The sequence below is a fragment of the Gynuella sp. genome (assembly GCF_050297175.1).
Lineage (GTDB): Bacteria > Pseudomonadota > Gammaproteobacteria > Pseudomonadales > Natronospirillaceae > Gynuella.
On the sequence record NZ_JBNKSF010000026.1, the window covers coordinates 82,776 to 103,297 of the forward strand.

The following is a 20,522-nucleotide window of genomic DNA, read 5'->3' on the forward strand; positions in this document are numbered from 1 at the left end:
AAAAAAGCGCTGATGATCAGCGCTTTTTTTGTCTCCGGAGGTCAAGTTTCCGTTAGTCTTTATTTCTGCTGGAGCGGCGGCGATCCGCTTCGTTCAGTGCTTTTTTGCGAATACGGATACTTTGAGGTGTCACTTCCACCAATTCATCGTCCTCGATAAAGTCCAGTGCCTGTTCCAGTGTGAACTTGATCGGTGGTGTCAGGATCAGCGCTTCGTCGGTGCCGCTGGCACGGACGTTGGTCAGCTGTTTACCCTTGGTCGGATTGACAGTCAGATCATTAGAGCGGGAATGAATGCCGATGATCTGGCCTTCATATATATCCACGCCATGGCCCAGAAACAGTCGACCGCGATCCTGCAATGAATACAATGAATATGCCAGGGTTTTACCTTTGACCATGCTGATCAGGACGCCATTCTGACGTGATGAAATGTTGCCTTCTTTAACTTCACCATAGTGATCAAAAATACTGGTCATGATGCCGGAACCGGAGGTCATGGTCAGGAACTGGCCCCGGAAGCCGATCAGGCCGCGAGCAGGTACCATATATTCCAGGCGAACCCGGCCTTTTCCGTCGGGCTCCATGTTCAGCAGTTCGGCTTTACGCAGTCCGAGTTCTTCCATGACTGAGCCCTGATGGCTTTCCTCGATATCAAAGATCACCAATTCATAGGGTTCTTGCAGTACGCCATCAATTTCTTTCTGGATAACTTCAGCGCGGGAAACACCAAGTTCATACCCTTCCCGGCGCATGGTTTCGATCAGTACAGACAGATGCAGCTCACCGCGACCGGATACTTTGAATTTATCGGCAGTATCACCGGCTTCAACGCGCAATGCCACGTTGTGGATCAGTTCCTGTTCCAATCGTTCTTTGATATTTCGTGATGTGACAAATTTGCCTTCACGGCCGGCAAATGGTGAGTCATTAACCAGGAATGTCATGCTGACGGTCGGTTCATCCACTGTCAGCGCCGGTAACGGCTCAACCTGCTCGGGATCACACAGGGTGTCGGAAATCCCCAGGCCATCGATACCGGTGATACACACGATGTCGCCAGCCGTTGCCAGTTGGGTGTCCATCCGCTCCAGGCCATGATAACCCTTGACGTTTAGAACCTTTCCTTTGCGGGTTTTGCCATTGGCACTGGCAATAACCACCTGTTGGTTGGGTTTCAGTTCGCCGCGAGTAATCCGGCCGATACCGATGACACCGACATAGCTGTCATAGTCCAGCGCTGAGATCTGCATCTGGAATGGTCCATTCAGGTCTACTGAAGGAGCGGATACCCGGTTGACGACCATTTCAAATAAAGGTCGCATATCTTCTGCCATATCTGTCGGATCGCTACCGGCGATACCGTTCAGAGCTGAAGCGTAGACGATTGGAAAATCCAGTTGTTCGTCGGTGGCACCCAGGCGGTCGAACAAATCGAATACCTGATCGACCACCCAGTCCGGACGGGCACCGGGACGGTCAATTTTATTGACAACCAGGATAGGACGAAGCCCTTTTTCAAATGCTTTCTGGGTCACAAAACGGGTCTGTGGCATGGGGCCGTCTACTGCATCTACCAGTAGTAATACGGAGTCAACCATTGACAGTACGCGCTCAACTTCTCCTCCGAAGTCGGCGTGCCCAGGGGTGTCGACGATGTTGATGCGATAGCCATTCCAGCTGATGGCAGTGTTTTTGGCCAGGATGGTAATGCCGCGTTCTTTTTCCTGGTCGTTAGAATCCATGATCCGCTCGGAATCCTGATCTTTACGGCTCAGAGTGCCTGACTGTTGCAGCAATTTATCGACCAACGTGGTTTTTCCGTGGTCAACGTGGGCGATGATGGCAATATTGCGTAATTTCTCGATCACAAGGATATCCGCTCGGGTAAAATTCTGAAGGGCGCGGATTATACCTGAGAAACTTGACTTTCCTAGCCCGAATATTTTCTCCGGGGTTATGGATGTTATAGAAAGGCCTTGGAATCAAAGGCTTTGCCAGAGTTTGTTTCGGTAGCAATTTGTTATCGGCTCTAGATTTGCGACTCTGTTCCGGCAATTTATTTTTTGTAGCAACTAATTGAGGCTGTGCTCAGTATCACAGCCATCGGTATTTTTTAAACAACCACCATTGCACCCCAAACACACTGAGCAAAATCAGGATGAAGATTAAGAATGCGAAGGAATCGTGGGCGCCGGGAATACCGCCGACATTGACTCCCAACAGGCCAGTTAAAAAACCCAGTGGCAGGAAGATGGCTGAGAATATTGAGATCACATACATGCGCTGATTCATCTGTTCCGATAGCCGGCTGGCGATTTGTTCCTGAGCGAGTATGGCATGTTCACGGGCAGTATCGAGGTCTTCAATATTACGGATCAGGCGGTCGGATAAGTCTCGTAACTTGAGCTTTTCCGATTCAGGGTACCAGTCGAGTTTTTCCAGATACAGACGGGACAGGGCTTCTCGTTGAGGAGCAAGATAACGACGCAGAACTACCGCAGCGCGTCGCAGTGACGACAGTTCCTTCTGCAAACCATGGCTGGCATCATCCAGCAGTGCTTGTTCCAGAGCATCCACCTGGTCTTCCACCGAATCAATGGTTTCTTCCAGTCGTGCAGTTAATTGGTTGATCAGTTCATTAATGAAGCTCGCGGTGGTGGCTGGGGCATCTTCCTGACCGAGCAGATTCATGACGGTTTGGATGGAGTGCAGTCGACGGCGGCGTGCAGTAATAACTCGATGTGCATCGGCATAGACCCGGATGGCAACCATATCTTCGGGGTCTTCCCCTGGATTCAGATTGACTCCCCTTAATGCCATGCAGATACTGCCCTTGTGAGGCTCCATTCGCGGCCGGGTTTCTTCGGTTAGCAGTGTGTCGATGGCGTAATCATTCAGCTGACTGTGCATCAGCAGCCAGTCTCTCGCATCCTGGCAGTTGATATCCAAATGTACCCAAATAATGCCCGATTCCGGTTGCCATTGATTAAGTGCCTGCCAGTCTTTGAATTGTATCTCCGGTTGATCCAGCAGACCGGCATATACTAGCCCCTGATCCATATGCGCTCCTGATCTCTCTTGTGAAGGCTGTAAGCTTCGGTTACCTTGAAACGTCTTGCAAGTTTTTGAAAAATGGCCGATTTTGATTTTCTTGAAACTCCCTACAATGAGTGCCAGCCCTTTTTTTCCCCTCAAAAAACAATAAGGCAATGGGATTATGAATTTATCCACCTATCTTTATGCGCTGGTTGCCCTGGTTTATATTGGTTTGCTGTTCCTGGTCGCCATTTATGGCGAACGGAAAAACCTGCCCAGATCCTGGCAGCCCTGGATTTACAGTCTCTCTTTAACCATTGTCTGCAGTACCTGGGCAATTTATGGGAATACCCTCGACTATTTCGAACAAGGCTGGTTTATATCGCCGATATTCGTTGGCAATATTCTGATTTTGCTGCTGGGGTTCAGTCTGCTGCAAAAAGTCATACAGGTGACCCGGCGCGAAGGCATCAACTCGATTGCTGATCTGACTTCCAGTCGTTTTGGTCATAGCCGTGCGGTGGCAGTGACCATGACGCTGCTGGCGATCGTAGGGCTGGTTCCCTACATGGCACTTCAGCTGAAAGCCATAACGGTCAGTTTCAGTATTGTTTCGGCTACGGAGCCTGTAACCCGTCACTGGTACTCTGATCTGGCATTCTATTGTGCATTGCTGATGGCGTTGTTCGGAATGTTATTTGGCACCCGGAAAGTGGGGGTGAATGACCGTCATCCCGGCGTTATGCTGGCATTGTCATTTGAAGCTGTGATCAAGCTTATTACGTTTCTGCTGGTGTCCGGGTGGATATTGTTTGATCTTGGAGATGGCATTTCCGGTGTCATCAATACGGCCACAAATGATGCGCTTATCCGTGCAACACTGACGGATTTCAGTACCCCGTATACCTATCTGGTTATGCTCATCGTTGGGTTTATTTCCTTTCTGACGCTGCCACATCATTTTCACGTACTCGCTGTGGAGAACCATAGCCACCAGGAATTGAAACAGGCACGGTGGCTGTTACCCGTATATATCATTCTGATTAATCTGTTGGTATTACCCATTGCTATTGTTGGGTATCAGTATTTTCAGGGGGATGTGACGCAACTGGAGTATCTGACTTTACATCTGCCGATGCAGGAGGGTCAGAGTGGTTTGACTCTGTTGGCATATGTGGGTGGCTTGTCTGCTGCCACATCTATTGTGATCATCGCCTCTATATCCTTGAGCACTATGCTGAGTAATGAAATTCTGGTGCCTCTGTTGATTCGTACCCGGTTGTGGGCTGTTGAGGCCAATAATTCTGACCGGGTTGTTCTGATGCTGCGACGCGGCAGTCATTTATTGGTTTTGCTGTTGGCATATTTTTATCTGCGTACGGTCACCAAATACAGCAGCCTGGCTGAAATTGGCAATATTTCCCTGATCGCGGCCCTACAGTTCGGGCCGGCTCTGGTGTTGGGCCTTTATTGGTCCCGGCTGAATCGTAGAGGTGTCATGCTGGGGTTGATCGGTGGCTTTGGCATGTGGTTCTACACGTTGATTTTACCATTGCTGGCGGAAGTGGGGGTTGTTCCACGACATTGGCTGGAATTTGAAGGGATGTTGGTATTTCTTGATCCGCATGCATTTATGGGGGTCCATCTGGATCCAGTTGCCCATGGCGTGCTCTGGAGTCTCTGTACCAATTTACTTGGGTTGTGGATTGGTTCGGCGTATTTCACCGGCACCTTCAAGGATCGCCTGCAGGCTGCCAGTTTTGTGCACTCGATTCCGGCCAAACACGGGTTGGTCACTCATACTTCCTTCCAGGCTTCGATCGGTGATCTGCATGTTCTGATGGGGCGCTTTATCGATGCTGAAAAAATGCAGGAACTGTTTGCACCTTATACCAATCCGGTGAATGGCCGTCTGATTGGTGACCGGCAGGCTGACCGGGAGTTTATTTTTCAGTCTGAGCGCCTGTTGGCTTCAATGTTGGGTGCCCCTGCAGTGAGATTATTGTTTGAACATTTTGTTGAGCCAGGGGGTGATGACTGGCGGGACCTCTCTACCATGGTTGATGAAGCCTCTCAGGTATTCAAGTTCAACCGTGAGATTTTGCACTCCGCATTGCAATCCATCAGTCAGGGAATTTGCATTTATGATCGGGATCGTAATCTGGTGGCGTGGAATCAACAGTTTCGTTATTTATTCGATTACCCGGAAGAGTTACTGATCGTGGGTCAATCTTATAAGACCATTCAACGACATAACCATGAACACGGTGACCTGGTCCATTATGCGTCTGATAGGGTGGAGCTGCATCTGGAAAAATTGAGCCGGGGACAGCCGGACCGCTATGAATGTGAGCGCCCCAATGGACAGTTCATCGAAGCTCAAGGCAGCCCTATGCCAGGCGGGGGTTACATCATTGTTTATACAGATGTCACTGAACAGCGCAATATTGAAAACCGGCTGCGTCGTATTAATGAGGAACTGGAGGAAAAAGTGGGGGCGCGGACCCAGGAGCTGCAGGAAAGTAATGCGAAGCTGGAAAAAGCCAATGTTAATAAAACCCGCTTTCTGGCGGCAGCCGGTCACGACCTCGTGCAACCTCTTAATGCTGCGGCACTGTTTGCAGCCAGCCTGCATGCCAAACTGATACGACAGCCACAAGAAGGTAATCATGACAAGCTGGCGGAGCTTTCCAGTCAGATCGAACGTTCATTGGTTTCAGCTGATAACCTGTTGAGTGAGTTATTGGAAATTTCCAAGCTGGATTCCGATGTGGTCAAGCCTAATGTCGATGCCGTCAGTCTTAATGATGTGCTTGCGTCGATTGAGACAGAACAAAGTGCGTTGGCGGCCGAAAGAGGTATCCGTCTCCGGGTTGTACGTTCCTCTTTATGGATTACCACTGACCCACGGCTGATCAAGCGTATGATTCAGAATATTTTGGCCAATGCGGTGCGATATAGTCTTCGTAACCGTATCAGTGTAGGAGTGCGCCGCCACGGAGAGTATTGCACCATCGAAATCTGGGATACCGGTCCCGGACTGTCAAAGCAGGAACAAGATGTTATTTTTGACGAGTTTCATCGTTTGCCTCATGTCTCGTATGAAGAAAAAGGCCTGGGTCTTGGACTGGCGATAGTGAAACGCTTATCCAATCTATTGCAGCATCCGATTTCCATCAAGAGTGAAATTGGTCGGGGTAGCGGTTTTATGATCAGAGTGCCTGTTACTCAAGCTCGAGTAACGGATAAAGTTAATATAGAAACAAGTTATCGAGGTGGTCGAAGTGCGCATATTCTGTGTCTGGACAATGAGGTTCAGGTTGTAGAAGGAATGCGCAGCCTGTTGTCTGAATGGGGTCATGAAGTAATGGGAATATCGGATAGCTCCGAGGTGACGGATCTGGTTCGTCAGCAACTGCCGGATCTGATCATCATCGATTATCACTTGGATAATGATGAAATTGGTCTTGATCTGCTGACGGAATGGAAAAAGTCCTGGTTGAAAAATATACCTGTTATCGTTATTACCGCAGATTATACGGATGCTGTTCAGAAGGAAATACAGTCGCGCAACTACTACCTGCTTAAAAAACCCGTCAAACCACTACAGCTTCGTTCCTTGGTTGATCGGGTACTGAACTAAGAATCGTCGTGCTCCATGTATTGACGATACACCGCCGCCTGAGTGCGGTTGTAAATGCCCAGCTTGCGAAAAATTTCGGAGACATGGGTTTTAATTGTGGTTTCCTTGACATCCAGTTCATAAGCGATCTGTTTGTTAAGGAAGCCTTTACTGATCAGAGTGAGTACTTTTTGCTGTTGAGGCGTTAAAGAGGCAATTTTTTTGACTGCGTCAATATCAGTCTCGTTAGGTTGTTCTTCCTCGATATCAGCCGGAAAACAGGGATGTCCCTTAAACAGCTTATTTACTTCTCCTACCATCTCGGTCAGTGTCAAGGATTTTGGAAGGTAACCGAGTGCTCCGGCAGCTTTGATCTGCTGCATGATTTTGCTCGATTTATTGGCCGTAACGACCACAATGGCCAGTTCAGGATATGCAGTTTTGATCTCAATGAGTCCCATAATGCCTTCACTGCCCGGCATCTGTAGATCAAGAAAGAGAACGTCAATGTCTCCTTTTTGTTTATCCAGTATTTCTTTGGTGGTGCCCAGGCATTCAGTTTCAATAATATTTACCTGGTAATCGGATTCCCGCAGGGCTTCAGTTAGCGCTTTACGGAATAGAGGGTGATCATCTGCAACAACGAGGTTAAGTGAACTCATAGGTTTTATTGTATTAAGTTAACGCGAATCAGATCTCAGTTATAACAGAATTCTTTTCTGGATAAAATGAACTCGCTCAATATTAATTTTTGGTAGTGGAAAAAAGGAAGCGTTTGCCTCTTCTTTAGACTGGAAATCCCAAGTTTTGTGCTATAAAAACCGATAAAAATGGACATTTTGATAGCTAAGGAAACTTCTGTCGTTCAAAGGGATGAGTCAAATATGTCCTTTTGTTTTGTGAAGACTAATATTGTCGTCAATAATGGCGATTAAGTCTGGCAATGTTGCAAATATGACACAAAAACGAGCGTCATAATGAGTTGTGCGACGCCCGTTGAAGTACATGAAGTTTGTTTGCTGATCAGAGTGTTAGATCTGTCCTAAAGCCAAATAGCTTGCCTGCCCAGATATACATGATCCAGACAAACAAACCGAAAGGTAGATATCCGAAATAACCAAGTAGTGGCATTTCGGAGAAGAAATGCAATACATTGACATAAGGGATGTCGTAGATCCAATAGTTAGGGTTGGTCGGTTCAAGTGGAACTGGATGAGAACTGCCATAATTCCACATCTCCCAAAAGAAGCCATTGGCCATTGATGCCAGGGCAATTAAGACGGCGGGAGACCAATTGCCATTGGCAATGTCCGTCAATGGATTCCAGATGTTCAGGCGTAGTAACTGACCACAAATGATGGCCATCGGGCCGATCCAGATTCCCCAGAACATAGGATAAGGCAACCAGACGACAGCAACAGAAATGACGGACCCTGCCAGCAGCAGCCATGTTCCATTTATTGGCAGTTTGGGGCCATTGGCATAACGCTGCATCAGACCGGGAAAACTGTTGAGCAAGGTATACCATTCAAATACCGCCGGCCACACGGTGGAATAGGCAGCCAAAAAGATAATTACGATGGTCATGTGAGACAGTTCGCTCATATGACCGTTGGGGTAGTACCAGTTGCTGAGTACAAAGTAATCAAAGTACTCGAAGTAACTCCAACCAAAAACTGAGAATATCGCGCTGATGATCATTAAGGTCGGGCGTGTGCTCAAGATAGAATGACCATTATTGCGATAATAAACGATGCCATCGACAGCGATAATGAAACCCCACCACATTGGGGTAAATGCGTAGTACACCAGGTTGCCGAAAACAAAACTGTTGGACCACATCAGCCACCAGAAAAAAACCATCACAATAAACCCCAGGAAAAACCACCAGGGCAGTTTCCGTGAGCCGGACGGGGATCCAGATGACGCTGGCTTTTGAAAACCAAACAGCGTCGGAAATAATATAAACAGGGTCACTGCGAGGGCACCGATCGCGATCACAATAAAGTAGATCAAATTGAACCCAGGAGTGGTTCCAATCTGAATGGGGGGAAACACTCCAAAACCCGGAGGCAGATGGTTTGTCGGATACTTAAACCAGGCGGTTACCAGCGTTAATATAAAGGTTAATAACATTGGCCATAAAAGCCCCCATTTATTGGATGACATGGTTAACTCTCCTACAACAGTTTTTTTTGCCCGGATTTGATAACCGGGTCAGTTATTTAACCATCGGCTGAGAGTACTTCTTAACACCTCCAGCTTGACCGGCTTTATTAAAAAATCATTCATTCCAGATTCAACACAGATTTTTCTGTCCGTGTCCGTAGCATTCGCAGTGTACGCGATAATTGGTACAGAAATTTGCTTTTGGCGTAGTACTCTGGTGGCTGATGGGCCATCCAGTGTGGGCATCTGCATATCCATGATAATGCAGTCAGGGGGGCTGTTGATTGCTGCTTCAATGGCTCGTTCAGGACTCATGAACCCAGTAGCGTTTACGCCGATTCGGTGTAGCATGGAGACCAGAATCTGAAGGTTGACATGATTGTCATCAATGGCAATTACGTTGGCTTTAGAAAAATCAGTAACCTGTTTGGCCTCAGTGCGGGATGGACTTAGTTCTGCAATTAATAAACTGTACAATTTAAAACGGGTATAGGGGAGTGATACCAGTTGGGTGTCGGTGAAATCAGGGTCATGATAGCGGGCAATGTCAATCCAGTAGTATACCCGGTTTGCCTGATGCTTAAACTTTTCCAGCAGTTCCTTGCCTTCCGGTATAGAGCTCTGAGCTGGAAAAACAAATAAAATGTCCGGAGTAAAATCCAGTTGGCTGATGCATTCGGGATCATGAAAATGATGTTCGACATTGATGCCAAAAAATGGCAGGTCCTGAATAATTTTATGTGCTTCGCTGTCATCCTGGTCTGACAAAACCACGACTTTTAGATAGGCAAAATTCATGGCTGAAACCGGGTGCTCCGGCAAAGGAATTGAAAGCGTAAATTCACTGCCCTGGCCTTCCTCACTCGACACAGACAGTGTTCCATCCATCATAAGTGCCAGCTTTTGGGCGATGCTCAGCCCAAGCCCGGTACCTCCAAAACGGCGAGAAATAGAACTGTCCGTTTGAGTGAATGGGTTAAATATATCTTTAACCTTATTGGCGGCAATACCGATACCTGTGTCTTTGATTTTAAACAGGATGTGGTTGTTTTCCCCTTTTTTGACCTCCAGGCGCACTTCTCCTTCTGAGGTGAATTTCAGAGAGTTGCCGAGCAGGTTGGTCAGTATCTGTCTGATCCGCATTTCGTCACCAAACGCAGACGACGGAAGTGTAGGGTCCTGATCAAGGGAGATGCAGATATTCTTTTGGGTGGCCGTCAGGGCGAACAATTCAATCATCTCGCTCAGCAGACGATCCAGGTCAAAAGGCATTTTATGTAATTCCAGCTGCCCTGCGTTAATTTTGGAAAGGTCGAGAATATCGTTAATCAGTGACAGCAGAAAGTTGGAAGACGAGTCAATAATTCGTACCAGTTCGAGTCCGTCTTTATTGGCTATTTTCAGTTTAAGAAGTTCCAGAGCACCCATGATACCTGTGATTGGCGTTCTGATTTCGTGGCTGACGTTGGCGAGAAATTCATTCTTAATCGTATTCGCTTTTTCTGCTGAACTGAGCGCCTTGCGGGTTGTTTCCAGAGCCTCTTCTTTTTCTTGATAGACTTGACCGACCTGGTAGTTCAGTACCAACGCCAGCATTAGTACCTCAGTGGCGACAGCGATCAAACCAATATGCTCAATCAGCAGATTAAAGTTAGAGCTCAGACTGTTCAGAGAAATGGAAATGACCGCCGGTATCAGAAATGTGACATTGGCGATCATATACAGCCGGGCTGTCATGTTGCCTTGAAACATCCGGATGATACCGCAGGTGAAACCAAACACAGAGAAGATAGCCACACCATATCGATCCAACTCAAGGGACTGATTGGGCAACAATATGGAAATCAGAATGTGCCCGGTGAGTGTCGCCATACATAGAATCCCTGCAACGAACAGCCTGGGGTGTTGCCGGTAGTTGATATCCAGCAGATAGAGGACGAATGAGATGTAGGCAATATTGGAAATCAGGATAGGAATACTGATGCTGTAGAACCAGTGCACATCAAAAACATCACTGAGCACCAGTAGAGCAGTACTGTTAAAAATAAGGTTGCCGAGAATAAACGTCGAATAAAAAATGTCGGCTGGGCGGAATCGGAATAGAGATAGTACGGCATAGTAAAAACCAAGCGCAATAAAGATACCTAATCCGATCAGGGTGATCAGATTACCGAACTTGATGCTTGACTGATATTGTTCTATCGGTGTCACCGATGGTACTGGCTTGGCCAGAAAGAAAGGGCTGTCGAGCTTTGTGATAATCGTGTAGCGGCCGCTATCCAGTTCTGTTGTTCGCCCGTGTCGGAGCATAAACGGGTTTTTGCTTTTGCTTTGTATACCGCCACTGTATTGAGCGATGTTTTTACCCTGCTCATCAAAAATAAAATGGCTGAAACGACCAATCACACTGGAGTTGTTAAAATCAATGACGTAAGAGCCCGATTCATTGATGGCCACTTGGGTCAGATACCAGAACACTCCGCCGGTTAATTTAATAGTTGCGGCTTCGTCACCGGTTTGAATGGAGTGGATATCGAGTTGGGCATTCAGGTTCAAATCAGCAGGTGGATTGAACCAACCTTGCCTCAGTTGTTGAACAGGAGCAGCGGCCAGCATATTGCTGATCAGATATAACAAGATCGTCAGCGAGCAGACAATCAGGGTCCGGCCCGCTGTATGCAGCTCCGACTTCTGGTTCATACCTTCCAAAATATTCCTGATTTCCTTGATAACAAGGCCAGTGTCCGGTGGGCTAGTGGTTCCGGTCAACTGACAGTTGCCTGTTTTTAGCACACTAGCTCAATTTTGACGGTGCAAAAATGATAAGTCTATCGTCCTAGCATAGTTGAGATAGCAGAAAGCCGTCAAAAAGTACGGTATGACACGGCATACCTGAAGCAAAAAAGTGATGCTGGGAAAAACTCTCTGACTTATGCCCGAATGACCGGGCGAAATTCTGAATCGCTGCCATACTTAGTTTATGAGCTATAGTTACATTCCTCCTGAATATTCCGCTACCCGTTCGCGCCGCTCCCGTACTGCAATAGCGGTAACGTTGGTTGCTGCCCTGTGTTTTGCTCTGTTATTCGGTATATTTTATTTTGCTGCCGGGATAAAACCTGTGCTGCCTCAGAAAGTGGCGGCCAAACATATCCAACAATGGCTCAGTGAGCCGCCGAGATTTGAGAATCCGAATGGCAGTTATGCCCGTTTGTTTCATCGTGATGAATTACGCAGGCTGTATCGCTCCAATCGCTACCACACCATCTGGTTTGATAATTATGTGTTGAATGCTCCGGCCCAACTATTGATTCAAAGTCTGCGAGAAACAGTCGCCGATGATCGTTATCTCTACAGCTATCATTTACCTGCGATTCTAAAAGCGGAGCCGGAAATTGGAAATTTGCCGGCCCGGGTAACTGCTCTGGATCTGCTGCTCAGCGATGCATTCTTGACCTTTATTCAGGATGTTCGCAATAACAATTATCTGCCTGATCTCAAGTCCCATGATCATCAGTCAGACTATCGTGTGGTGGCGGAGCCGGTGACAGAACGCTGGACCAGTGATCAAATTTTGTATGAATTGCAGCAGAAACTGGATGCTCAGGGTCTGCTTGTGCTACTGAAAAGTCTGACGCCCTCCCATGCCGGTTATCTGAATCTGAGGGAGCAGCTGGAATACTATCAGCGTTTGGATCTGGGTGGGCAGTGGGAAACTCTTGGAGACGGACCGGTTTTAAAGCCTGGAGACGCTCATCCTGATATTCGTGTGATCAAAAACAACCTATTGTTGTTTGGAGATTACTCGGGGGTTTGGTTCAGTGAAGAACGATCTCTCTATCGACAGGAAGTGAGCTTCAATCCCTCGCATCCCGTATTTGTATTTGATGACGAAATGGAGCAGGCCGTCAGGCACTATCAGTTGCGAAACGGCCTGCAACCAACCGGATGGATTGATGAAGCAACTCGTTTGTGTCTTCAGCAATCGCCGCAGCGTATTGCCCGTCGTATTGCTCTTAATATGAAGCGTTGGCGCCATTTGCCGGATAGGCTGGGCTCAAAGTATGTGATGGTGAATATGGCGGATTTCCGTTTACAGGTAGTTGCAGATCATCAGCCGCTGGCATCCATGAAAGTCATCGTTGGTCGTACTGATCGCCGTACGCCGACGATCATTGGCAACATCTCCTCTCTGGTATTGAATCCGACCTGGACCGTGCCTGGGAGAATTGCGGTCAGGGATATTCTGCCGCAGGTCCGAAAAAACCCGGCTTATCTGACCGACAAGCACTTGCAGCTGATACGTTATGACCGAAACGGGACATTGAAAACCATTGACCCGGCAACGGTTAACTGGCAACGACTGGGTGCAGGGCAGTTGCCATTTACCTTTCGTCAGGCAGCTGGACAGGATAATGCACTCGGTATGGTGAAGTTTGTGATTCCAAACAACATGGCTATATATCTCCATGATACCAATCACCGAAATCTGTTTTCACGGGATATGCGAGCCTTGAGTTCTGGTTGTGTGCGAGTGGAAAAACCGGAGTTGCTGGCCCGTTTGCTGTTGCAGGACACACCGTCTTGGCAGGCCGAAAAGTTGACTCAGGTTATTCAATCGCAGCGGACAACCTATGTTAAATTATCGCAACCGGTACCGACCTATCTGATGTACTGGACTGCCTGGGTTGATGACAAAGGTGTTTTGCAACAGCGCCCCGACGTGTATCAATGGGATGGATTGGACAAGTTCGGCAGCGATCATGCAGCGGCACAATTGGCCAGCAATATTATTTCAACCCTGAGTCCCTAGCAGGCTTTTGGTTCTTGGCGCAGTATTCGCAACGCCAATAGAAAAATTCGACAATCACCAAATGTGTTGTTGTCGCTAATCGGTTATTTTTAAAGGGATCATCTGGAACGCTGTGGTTGAAAAATTCTATCTGCCGGATAAGAGACCTTTTTCATATGTCTTTGTAAGGTATTCGGGTTAAACTGCCTCGAACGATAAGGAGTTGATTATGCAGCAGATGTTTCCAGAAATCAGACCGTATGCAGAACATCGATTGATGGTTCAGGCACCGCATAATCTCTACATCTGTGAGAGTGGCAGTCCGGAAGGCATTCCGGTGCTGATCATTCACGGTGGACCTGGCGCCGGTATGAGTGAGCATGCCCGACGTTTCTTCGATCCGGATGTCTTTCGTATTATTCAGTATGACCAACGAGGCTGTGGACGATCCACACCTCATGCATGCCTGGACAACAATCACCTGGACGCATTAAAAAGTGATATCGAGACTTTGCGTCAGTATCTGCAGATTGACCAATGGCTGTTGTTTGGCGGTAGTTGGGGGGTGACTCTAGCACTGGCTTACGCTCAGGACTACCCAGACTCGGTGCTTGGATTCATGCTGAGAGGGGCGTTTTTGGCCCGGACCAAAGACATTGATTGGTTATATAAAGAAGGCGCCAGCCGGATTTTTCCTGAATTCTGGGAGTCCTTTACCGATATGGTCGGAGGTGAAAATGGAACACCTTTGATCGATGCCTATTATCAGCTGCTTTCCGGAACCAATGAACTGAAGCGCATGGGAGCCGCAAAAAGCTGGACGGGATGGGAAGGCCACTGCCTGACTCTGACGCCGGATCCAAAGACCCAGACTTCATTCTCTGATCCATCGTTTGCACTCGGTATGGCTTCCATTGGCATCCATTTCATGCGTCATGGTTGTTTTTTGCAGGAAAATCAGATCCTCGACAATATGGATCGGATCAAACATCTGCCAGCGATTATTATTCATGGTCGTTATGACATGGTCTGTCCTCTCGATAATGCCTACGATCTTTATCGGAGGTGGCCGGAGGCTGAACTGGATGTGGTCCGTGAAGCCGGGCATTCGCAATATGAAAACGGCATCGTTGATGCCACTATCAAAGCAGCCTGGACGATGGCAAAACGTCTTGGGCATGATCCCATGCAGGCTTGATCGGCCTTATCACAAACGAATACGGGGTTGTATAAGATTTGCAGGTTTTGATTCAACGAGTTCAACATGCCAGTGTTGTGGTAGATAACCAAACCATTGGTAGTATCGGACAGGGTCTATTGGCGCTGGTAGGAATTGAAAAGAACGATACTGAGGCTTCTGTCGAGAAAATGGTTACCAAGCTACTGGCTTATCGGGTGTTCAATGATAAGCTGGGCAAGATGAATTTAAGCTTGCGGGATATTCAGGGTGAACTTCTGCTGGTTTCGCAATTTACTCTGGCTGCCGATACGCGAAAGGGATTGCGGCCAGGTTTTTCAACAGCGGCAGAACCACAAAAGGGACGTGAACTATTTGAACTGTTGCTGCAGAAGGCGAGTGACTACTGGCCTGGGCGTATCGCGACTGGACAGTTCGGTGCAGACATGAAAGTCAGTCTGTTAAATGACGGTCCCGTTACCTTCCTGCTAACCGCTTGAACATTAAGGCGTTGATACATGTTCAATCTCTCCAGACTATTTAAATCAGTTCCTGAAACGCTGGCAGCTGTCGACCTGGGATCGAACAGCTTTCATATGATTATTGCTCATTGGCAAAACGATGCCCCTGTCGTGATTGACAGGATAAAGGAACCCGTGCGGCTGGGTTTTGGTTTGAGGGATGATGGTTCCCTCAGTGATGAAGCTGTTCAGCGGGCTATGGAATGCCTTCAGCGTTTTGGTGAACGCCTGCGTAGTGTAAATGCCGGCAGTGTTCGCATTGTGGGTACCAAAACCCTTCGCAGTATCAATAATGCCAGTGAATTCCTGACTGAAGCGCAGGCAAGACTCGGTCATCCGGTGGAAATTATTTCCGGTGAAGAGGAAGCGCGTCTCATATACCTTGGCGTGGCACAAGCCATCGAACCGGGTAAAGACCGACGTATTGTCATGGACATTGGTGGTGGCAGTACCGAAGTTATTATTGGTCGGGGAATGGACCCGGAAATCAAAGAAAGCCTCAACATGGGGTGTGTGGCACTGACAAAACGCTTTTTCGATGACGGCAAGATATCACGCAAAGCGATTAAAAAAGCCCGGGTAGCCTGTCTGCAGGAATTGGAACCAGTGCGTGATGACCTGCTGGATTTGGGATGGTCCGAATGTATTGGTGCTTCCGGATCGATTAAGGCTGTTGCTGAGGTCTGTACGGAATTGGGTTGGACGACCGGTGAAATCCATCGTCAGAACATTGCTGACCTGATCGATCAGTTTGTTGAGCATGGCAACATTGATTTATCTATGAAGGGTCTGTCAGCGGATCGTCAGCCAGTGTTTTTCGGTGGTTTGATTGTCTTGAGTGCGCTGTTTGAAAGTTTGCAGCTGGAAACTATAGCGGCGTCGGACTGGGCATTGCGTGAAGGCCTGCTGTTTGATCTGAAAGGTCGCTTCGAACACAAAGACATTCGCGATGAAAGCATCAACAAATTGGTGGCCCGTTATCATGTAGTGTCGCCCAGGGTGGGACAGATAGAAAAGACTGTTGAGGATTTTCTGCCACAGGTGACTGAAGATTGGGCGTTAAACCCCGAAGAATCTCTGCAACTATTAAAGTGGGCGGCGAGAATTTTTCTGATCGGGCTGGATATCACCCACAGTGATTATCATAAGCATGGGGCCTATATTGCTGAACATGTGGATCTGGCAGGCTTTTCCCGATCAGAGCAGGCCCAGTTATCCGCTCTTGTCCTGTCGCACCGAAAACGTTTTCCAGTCAAGAAATTTCCAATGGATAACGAGCCATTGTTGCGGCTAAGTATTATTTTCCGTCTGGCAGTTATCTTTAATCGTGCTCGTCGTAATATTCCATTACCGGAAATAAAATTGGTTGCCAAGGGTAAACAGTTATCGCTGAATGTTGCTACAGAATGGCTGGAAAATAACTCTTTGACATTAGCTGATCTGGAAAATGAGGTTCGTTATCTGAATCAGATTGGTTATTCACTTCTTTTGAATGATAGTGTGGAAGCTAGTACTTGATCATAAGAGTACTGGTTGTCTTATCTGTCAGTTTGTCAATTTTGTTGCTGTAGTAATTTTTTGTGGCGGGTTTTGTCATTTTCTGTTGCTACTGTTGTGCCAGAAACGGTGTCTCTCTAAGCGGTCAATCCTTCTCATCAATCCTGACTATTATGTGAGATCTCACGTGTCATAAATAGTCATCATGGTTCATATTTTTCTATTGTCGCGTTTTAGTGATAAAAAAATAACACAATTTTTTTGTTATCGGTAAGGTTTGTTGTCAAAGCTTCTTTAGATGTTTATTTACGTAAAGTCTACAACTAATGAAGGACCCTTTGTACTGGTATTATTTATACACCTCCTCATAATTGACTGTAGCTGTAGAGTTTTAGTTTTGGTTAAGAAAGATTTAATTTGTTGGTTGTCTTGATAATTGTTTGGGTTTTTCTTTCATAGCCTAATTTCTCAGGATGGTAGATGGGTAGTCGAATAATAAAAGCAGATTCAGGCTCAGATGTTTCCAGTCGTTTTTGTGTGAGGAGTATGTAGTTCACTGAATTAAGGTCGAAAATGATCGGTTTGATTTGACAGGTATTTTGTTTTTATCGTGATAACGATTTTAAAGGATGCTTGCCATGTTGGTATCGATGAATCAGTTACGACCCTCGAGGACAAGAATGTCCTATTGGGCCTATCTCGCCGGGATAATGGTGTCATATTACTGTTTGGCGGCAATGGCACTGTATTTATCAAAAGAGCCTGGTAGTGTTGCAATGGTTTGGTACCCCAACATAGCAGCGGGCTTATTGTTGGCTAGATTACCATATCGGTTCTGGCCTGCGGGGCTGGTAGCCGTCCTGATTCCACAGTTGGGTATTTCTCTGTCGTTACCACAAACGTTGTCTGTTAATCTGGTGTTCTCCTGTACAGCACTTTCCAATGTCTCGCTAATCGCCTATTTCACTAAGAAAAGCAACAATTTCGAACAGGTTTATGATTCCCCAGTGAATTATGCCAAAGCACTGGTAGTGATTGCCATTGTGCCGGCAGCTATCTCTGCGACGGTAGCAGCAATAGGGTTATTTCTGAATGGTTTTCAAAATATAGATAAAGGCTGGGTGGTCAGCTTTACCAGTATAGTGCTGGGGGGATTAACCATTGGCGCTCCAGGTATTGCTTTGTCTCATTTTGGTTTTAAAAAGTGTGTAGAAGAATTATTGACCACCTGGTCTTTGGGATTTCTAGCCATTGCTTCAGCCGTCAGCATATATGCCTTCCTGCACTTGGCTTATCCTTTTGCTTACCTGGCTTTGACGTTGGTGGTGGCTGCGCTGTTTACCAATATTATTACCATTAGTTTTGCGGCATCCATATGTAGCATTCTCATCACGACCATCACATCTTTTCAGTTATACGTGCCAAATATTGATGATCCTAGCAGGACCGGTATTCTGTTCTATCTGCCAGTTATGATCATCTTGATACCTTCGGTTGTATTGTCAGTCTCACAGCATGCCAGAACACTGGTTATGGACAAGCTCGAAGAGCAGATGACCAGTACCCGTGATGCGCTTTTAAATATGCCTGCGCTGTTGTGCACTATTGATGCGGGAGGTAATGCTGTCCTGGCCAGTAAGAGATTTCTAAGAATCATGGAGCTAGACACGACTGAACTGATCGGCTATCCATTCAGCAAAATAGTGGTGCCGGAATCCATGCCGACTTACGACAAAGAAATACTCAATACTTTGCAAAAAGGAGATCTGGTCGAGAATGTCATGATCAAGGTTCGCAGCCGTTATGGTCGGGAAATTTACCTGTCGGTTTCTGCCAGCTTTGAGTCAAACGGTCACCCAAACCAAAAAGTGTATCACCTTCACATCCAGAATATTTCAGAGGAAGTTCGTTTGAGCGAGAAGCTTATGGAAGAAAACGAACTTATGGAAATTACCCTAAGGTCGATAGGTGATGGAGTCGTTGCTACGGATAGTAAGGGTGATATTACGTTTATTAATGCAGTGGCAGAGACGCTGTTGTATACGAGTACTGATGTTGCCACGGGTAAACATTTTAATGATGTTATTCACCTATATGATGAACAATCAGGAAAACGTCTGGACTGCCCGGTCGACCGGGTGATGCAGGAAAAAACCGTTCAGGGTATTCCGGATTTTGCAGTGCTGAAAAACATTAATGGTGACACGTTTGGTATTCAGGACAGTATTTCGCCAATAACTAATCAGAAAGGAGAAGTCGTTGGCACCATAATGGTCTTCCAGGATGTCACTGAAACCCGAAAAATTTCCCAAAAAATGAGTTATCTGGCCCAGCATGACATGTTAACCGATCTGCCGAACCGGATCCTGCTCATGGACAGAATCAATCTCGCTATTGCCAGAACCAAGCGCAGTGCTTACAGCTTTTGCGTCGTTTTTATGGATCTTGATAATTTCAAAACCATCAATGATACGCAGGGGCATGAGGCTGGCGATCAGTTGTTACAAGTCATTGCCAGCCGATTGCGCAAACATGTTCGGGGCGAGGACACTATTTCACGGATTGGGGGGGATGAATTTGTATTTGTCTTTGAAGGTATTTCAGACTCCACCGCGGTGACCAGAATTTGTGACAAAGTCATTGACGATGTCCGTCAGCCCATGATCATTAATCACAAATCCATTTCCGTCAGCTGTAGTATGGGGGCTGCGTTGTGCCCAACGGATGGTGAGGACTCTGAGACCCTCATGCGTCGGGCAGATGCCGCCATGTATCGGGCTAAGCATACTGGCCGCAACCGGGTCTGTTTTTACTCTCATCAGATAGAAAAAGTCTTGTCTCGTCAGGTAGCCCTTGAAGATGATTTGCGTACCGCCTTTAAGCAGGAAGAATTTTTTCTCTACTACCAGCCTATCGTCGACAGCGATACTGGTGAGGTGTATGCCACTGAAGCACTTTGTCGCTGGAAGAACCCTAAAACCGGAGAAATGGTCGCACCGGCAACCTTCATTCCGGTACTTGAAAACATTGGCCTGATTAATGATGTTGGCAAATACATTCTGGAAGCAGCCTGCAAGCAAATGACCGAGTGGAAAGGTCAGGGTAAAGAATTAAATATGTCTATCAATATCAGTGCCCGGCAAGTCGCTGACAGTAGTTTTATAGATAGCGTGGCAACGATTTTATCGAGTTACAACTTGTCTGGAACCCGGTTTATTTTTGAAATTACTGAATCGCTATTACTGACCAATACTGATCAATGTATCAGTGTGTTAAGAAAGCTTCGCAGTATGGGGATTCGTATTGCTATCGATGATTTTGGATGCGGTTACTCCAGTCTTAGTTATCTGAAAAAATTTCCTTTCGATGTGCTGAAAATTGATAAACAGTTTGTTCAGGAACTGGGCTCTAGTCAGCAGGATGTCATCTTTGTTAAGGCGATCCTTGATATGGCCAAGGCATTGTCTCTAAAAACAGTGGCTGAAGGTGTGGAAAACGAACAACAGGTCAGAATTCTGCAGAACCTGAATTGTGATGCGTTACAGGGTTTTTATTTTTCTGCAGCAGAAAGTGGTCAGCAGATTCGTGCGCGTATGGGACATAATAACAATATTCTCCGTTTTCCCGCCTGATAAAAAACGGCTACCGGTAGACATGTGGGTAGCCGTCAATACATTCACTTCGTTTTAATCCTGAGAGGTATGCA

At 46.8% G+C, this 20,522-nt stretch carries 11 protein-coding genes; 6 read left to right on the forward strand and 5 right to left on the reverse strand.

Annotated elements, in window-relative coordinates:
* Nucleotides 1-52: 52 nt before the first annotated feature.
* Nucleotides 53-1,870, reverse strand: a complete 1,818-nt coding sequence (typA, locus tag ACQY6I_RS09435; RefSeq protein ID WP_428241234.1) for a translational GTPase TypA — start codon at nucleotides 1,868-1,870, stop codon at nucleotides 53-55.
* Between the two features lie 226 nt (nucleotides 1,871-2,096).
* Complete coding sequence (locus ACQY6I_RS09440) at nucleotides 2,097-3,062, reverse strand: zinc transporter ZntB (RefSeq protein ID WP_428241235.1); 966 nt, start codon at nucleotides 3,060-3,062, stop codon at nucleotides 2,097-2,099.
* A 157-nt stretch (nucleotides 3,063-3,219) separates the two neighbouring features.
* On the opposite strand from ACQY6I_RS09440, the gene ACQY6I_RS09445 reads away from it, so the two are divergent.
* Nucleotides 3,220-6,681 (forward strand): hybrid sensor histidine kinase/response regulator, encoded by a 3,462-nt coding sequence (locus ACQY6I_RS09445; RefSeq protein ID WP_428241236.1) that lies wholly within the window; start codon nucleotides 3,220-3,222, stop codon nucleotides 6,679-6,681.
* Here the strand turns inward: ACQY6I_RS09445 and ACQY6I_RS09450 are convergent.
* The 3 genes from ACQY6I_RS09450 to ACQY6I_RS09460 all read right to left on the reverse strand — a co-directional run bounded on the left by ACQY6I_RS09450 (nucleotide 6,678) and on the right by ACQY6I_RS09460 (nucleotide 11,529).
* The gene (locus tag ACQY6I_RS09450; RefSeq protein ID WP_428241237.1) at nucleotides 6,678-7,322 is read right to left on the reverse strand and encodes a response regulator; all 645 of its coding nucleotides are present in this window, start codon (nucleotides 7,320-7,322) and stop codon (nucleotides 6,678-6,680) included. The two genes, ACQY6I_RS09445 and ACQY6I_RS09450, sit on opposite strands and share 4 nt — an antisense overlap.
* 361 nt (nucleotides 7,323-7,683) lie before the next feature.
* The gene (locus ACQY6I_RS09455; protein WP_428241238.1) at nucleotides 7,684-8,829 is read right to left on the reverse strand and encodes a mechanosensitive ion channel protein MscS; all 1,146 of its coding nucleotides are present in this window, start codon (nucleotides 8,827-8,829) and stop codon (nucleotides 7,684-7,686) included.
* Nucleotides 8,830-8,877: 48 nt separating this feature from the next.
* Nucleotides 8,878-11,529, reverse strand: a complete 2,652-nt coding sequence (locus tag ACQY6I_RS09460; protein ID WP_428241239.1) for an ATP-binding protein — start codon at nucleotides 11,527-11,529, stop codon at nucleotides 8,878-8,880.
* A 280-nt stretch (nucleotides 11,530-11,809) separates the two neighbouring features.
* Between ACQY6I_RS09460 and ACQY6I_RS09465 the strand changes: the two genes are divergently transcribed.
* The 5 genes from ACQY6I_RS09465 (at nucleotide 11,810) to ACQY6I_RS09485 (ending at nucleotide 20,448) form a co-directional block, all read left to right on the forward strand.
* Nucleotides 11,810-13,642 carry a L,D-transpeptidase family protein gene (locus ACQY6I_RS09465; RefSeq protein WP_428241240.1) on the forward strand — a complete coding sequence of 611 codons (1,833 nt, stop codon included), beginning with the start codon at nucleotides 11,810-11,812 and terminating at the stop codon, nucleotides 13,640-13,642.
* Between the two features lie 208 nt (nucleotides 13,643-13,850).
* Nucleotides 13,851-14,819, forward strand: coding sequence for a prolyl aminopeptidase (gene pip, locus ACQY6I_RS09470; protein ID WP_428241241.1), 969 nt, complete (start codon nucleotides 13,851-13,853; stop codon nucleotides 14,817-14,819).
* Nucleotides 14,820-14,857: 38 nt separating this feature from the next.
* A complete protein-coding gene (gene dtd / locus ACQY6I_RS09475; RefSeq protein ID WP_428241242.1) occupies nucleotides 14,858-15,298 on the forward strand; it encodes a D-aminoacyl-tRNA deacylase in 441 nt (146 codons plus the stop codon).
* Nucleotides 15,299-15,316: 18 nt separating this feature from the next.
* A complete protein-coding gene (ppx, locus tag ACQY6I_RS09480; RefSeq protein WP_428241243.1) occupies nucleotides 15,317-16,837 on the forward strand; it encodes an exopolyphosphatase in 1,521 nt (506 codons plus the stop codon).
* A 659-nt stretch (nucleotides 16,838-17,496) separates the two neighbouring features.
* Complete coding sequence (locus ACQY6I_RS09485) at nucleotides 17,497-20,448, forward strand: bifunctional diguanylate cyclase/phosphodiesterase (protein ID WP_428241244.1); 2,952 nt, start codon at nucleotides 17,497-17,499, stop codon at nucleotides 20,446-20,448.
* Nucleotides 20,449-20,522 lie beyond the last annotated feature (74 nt).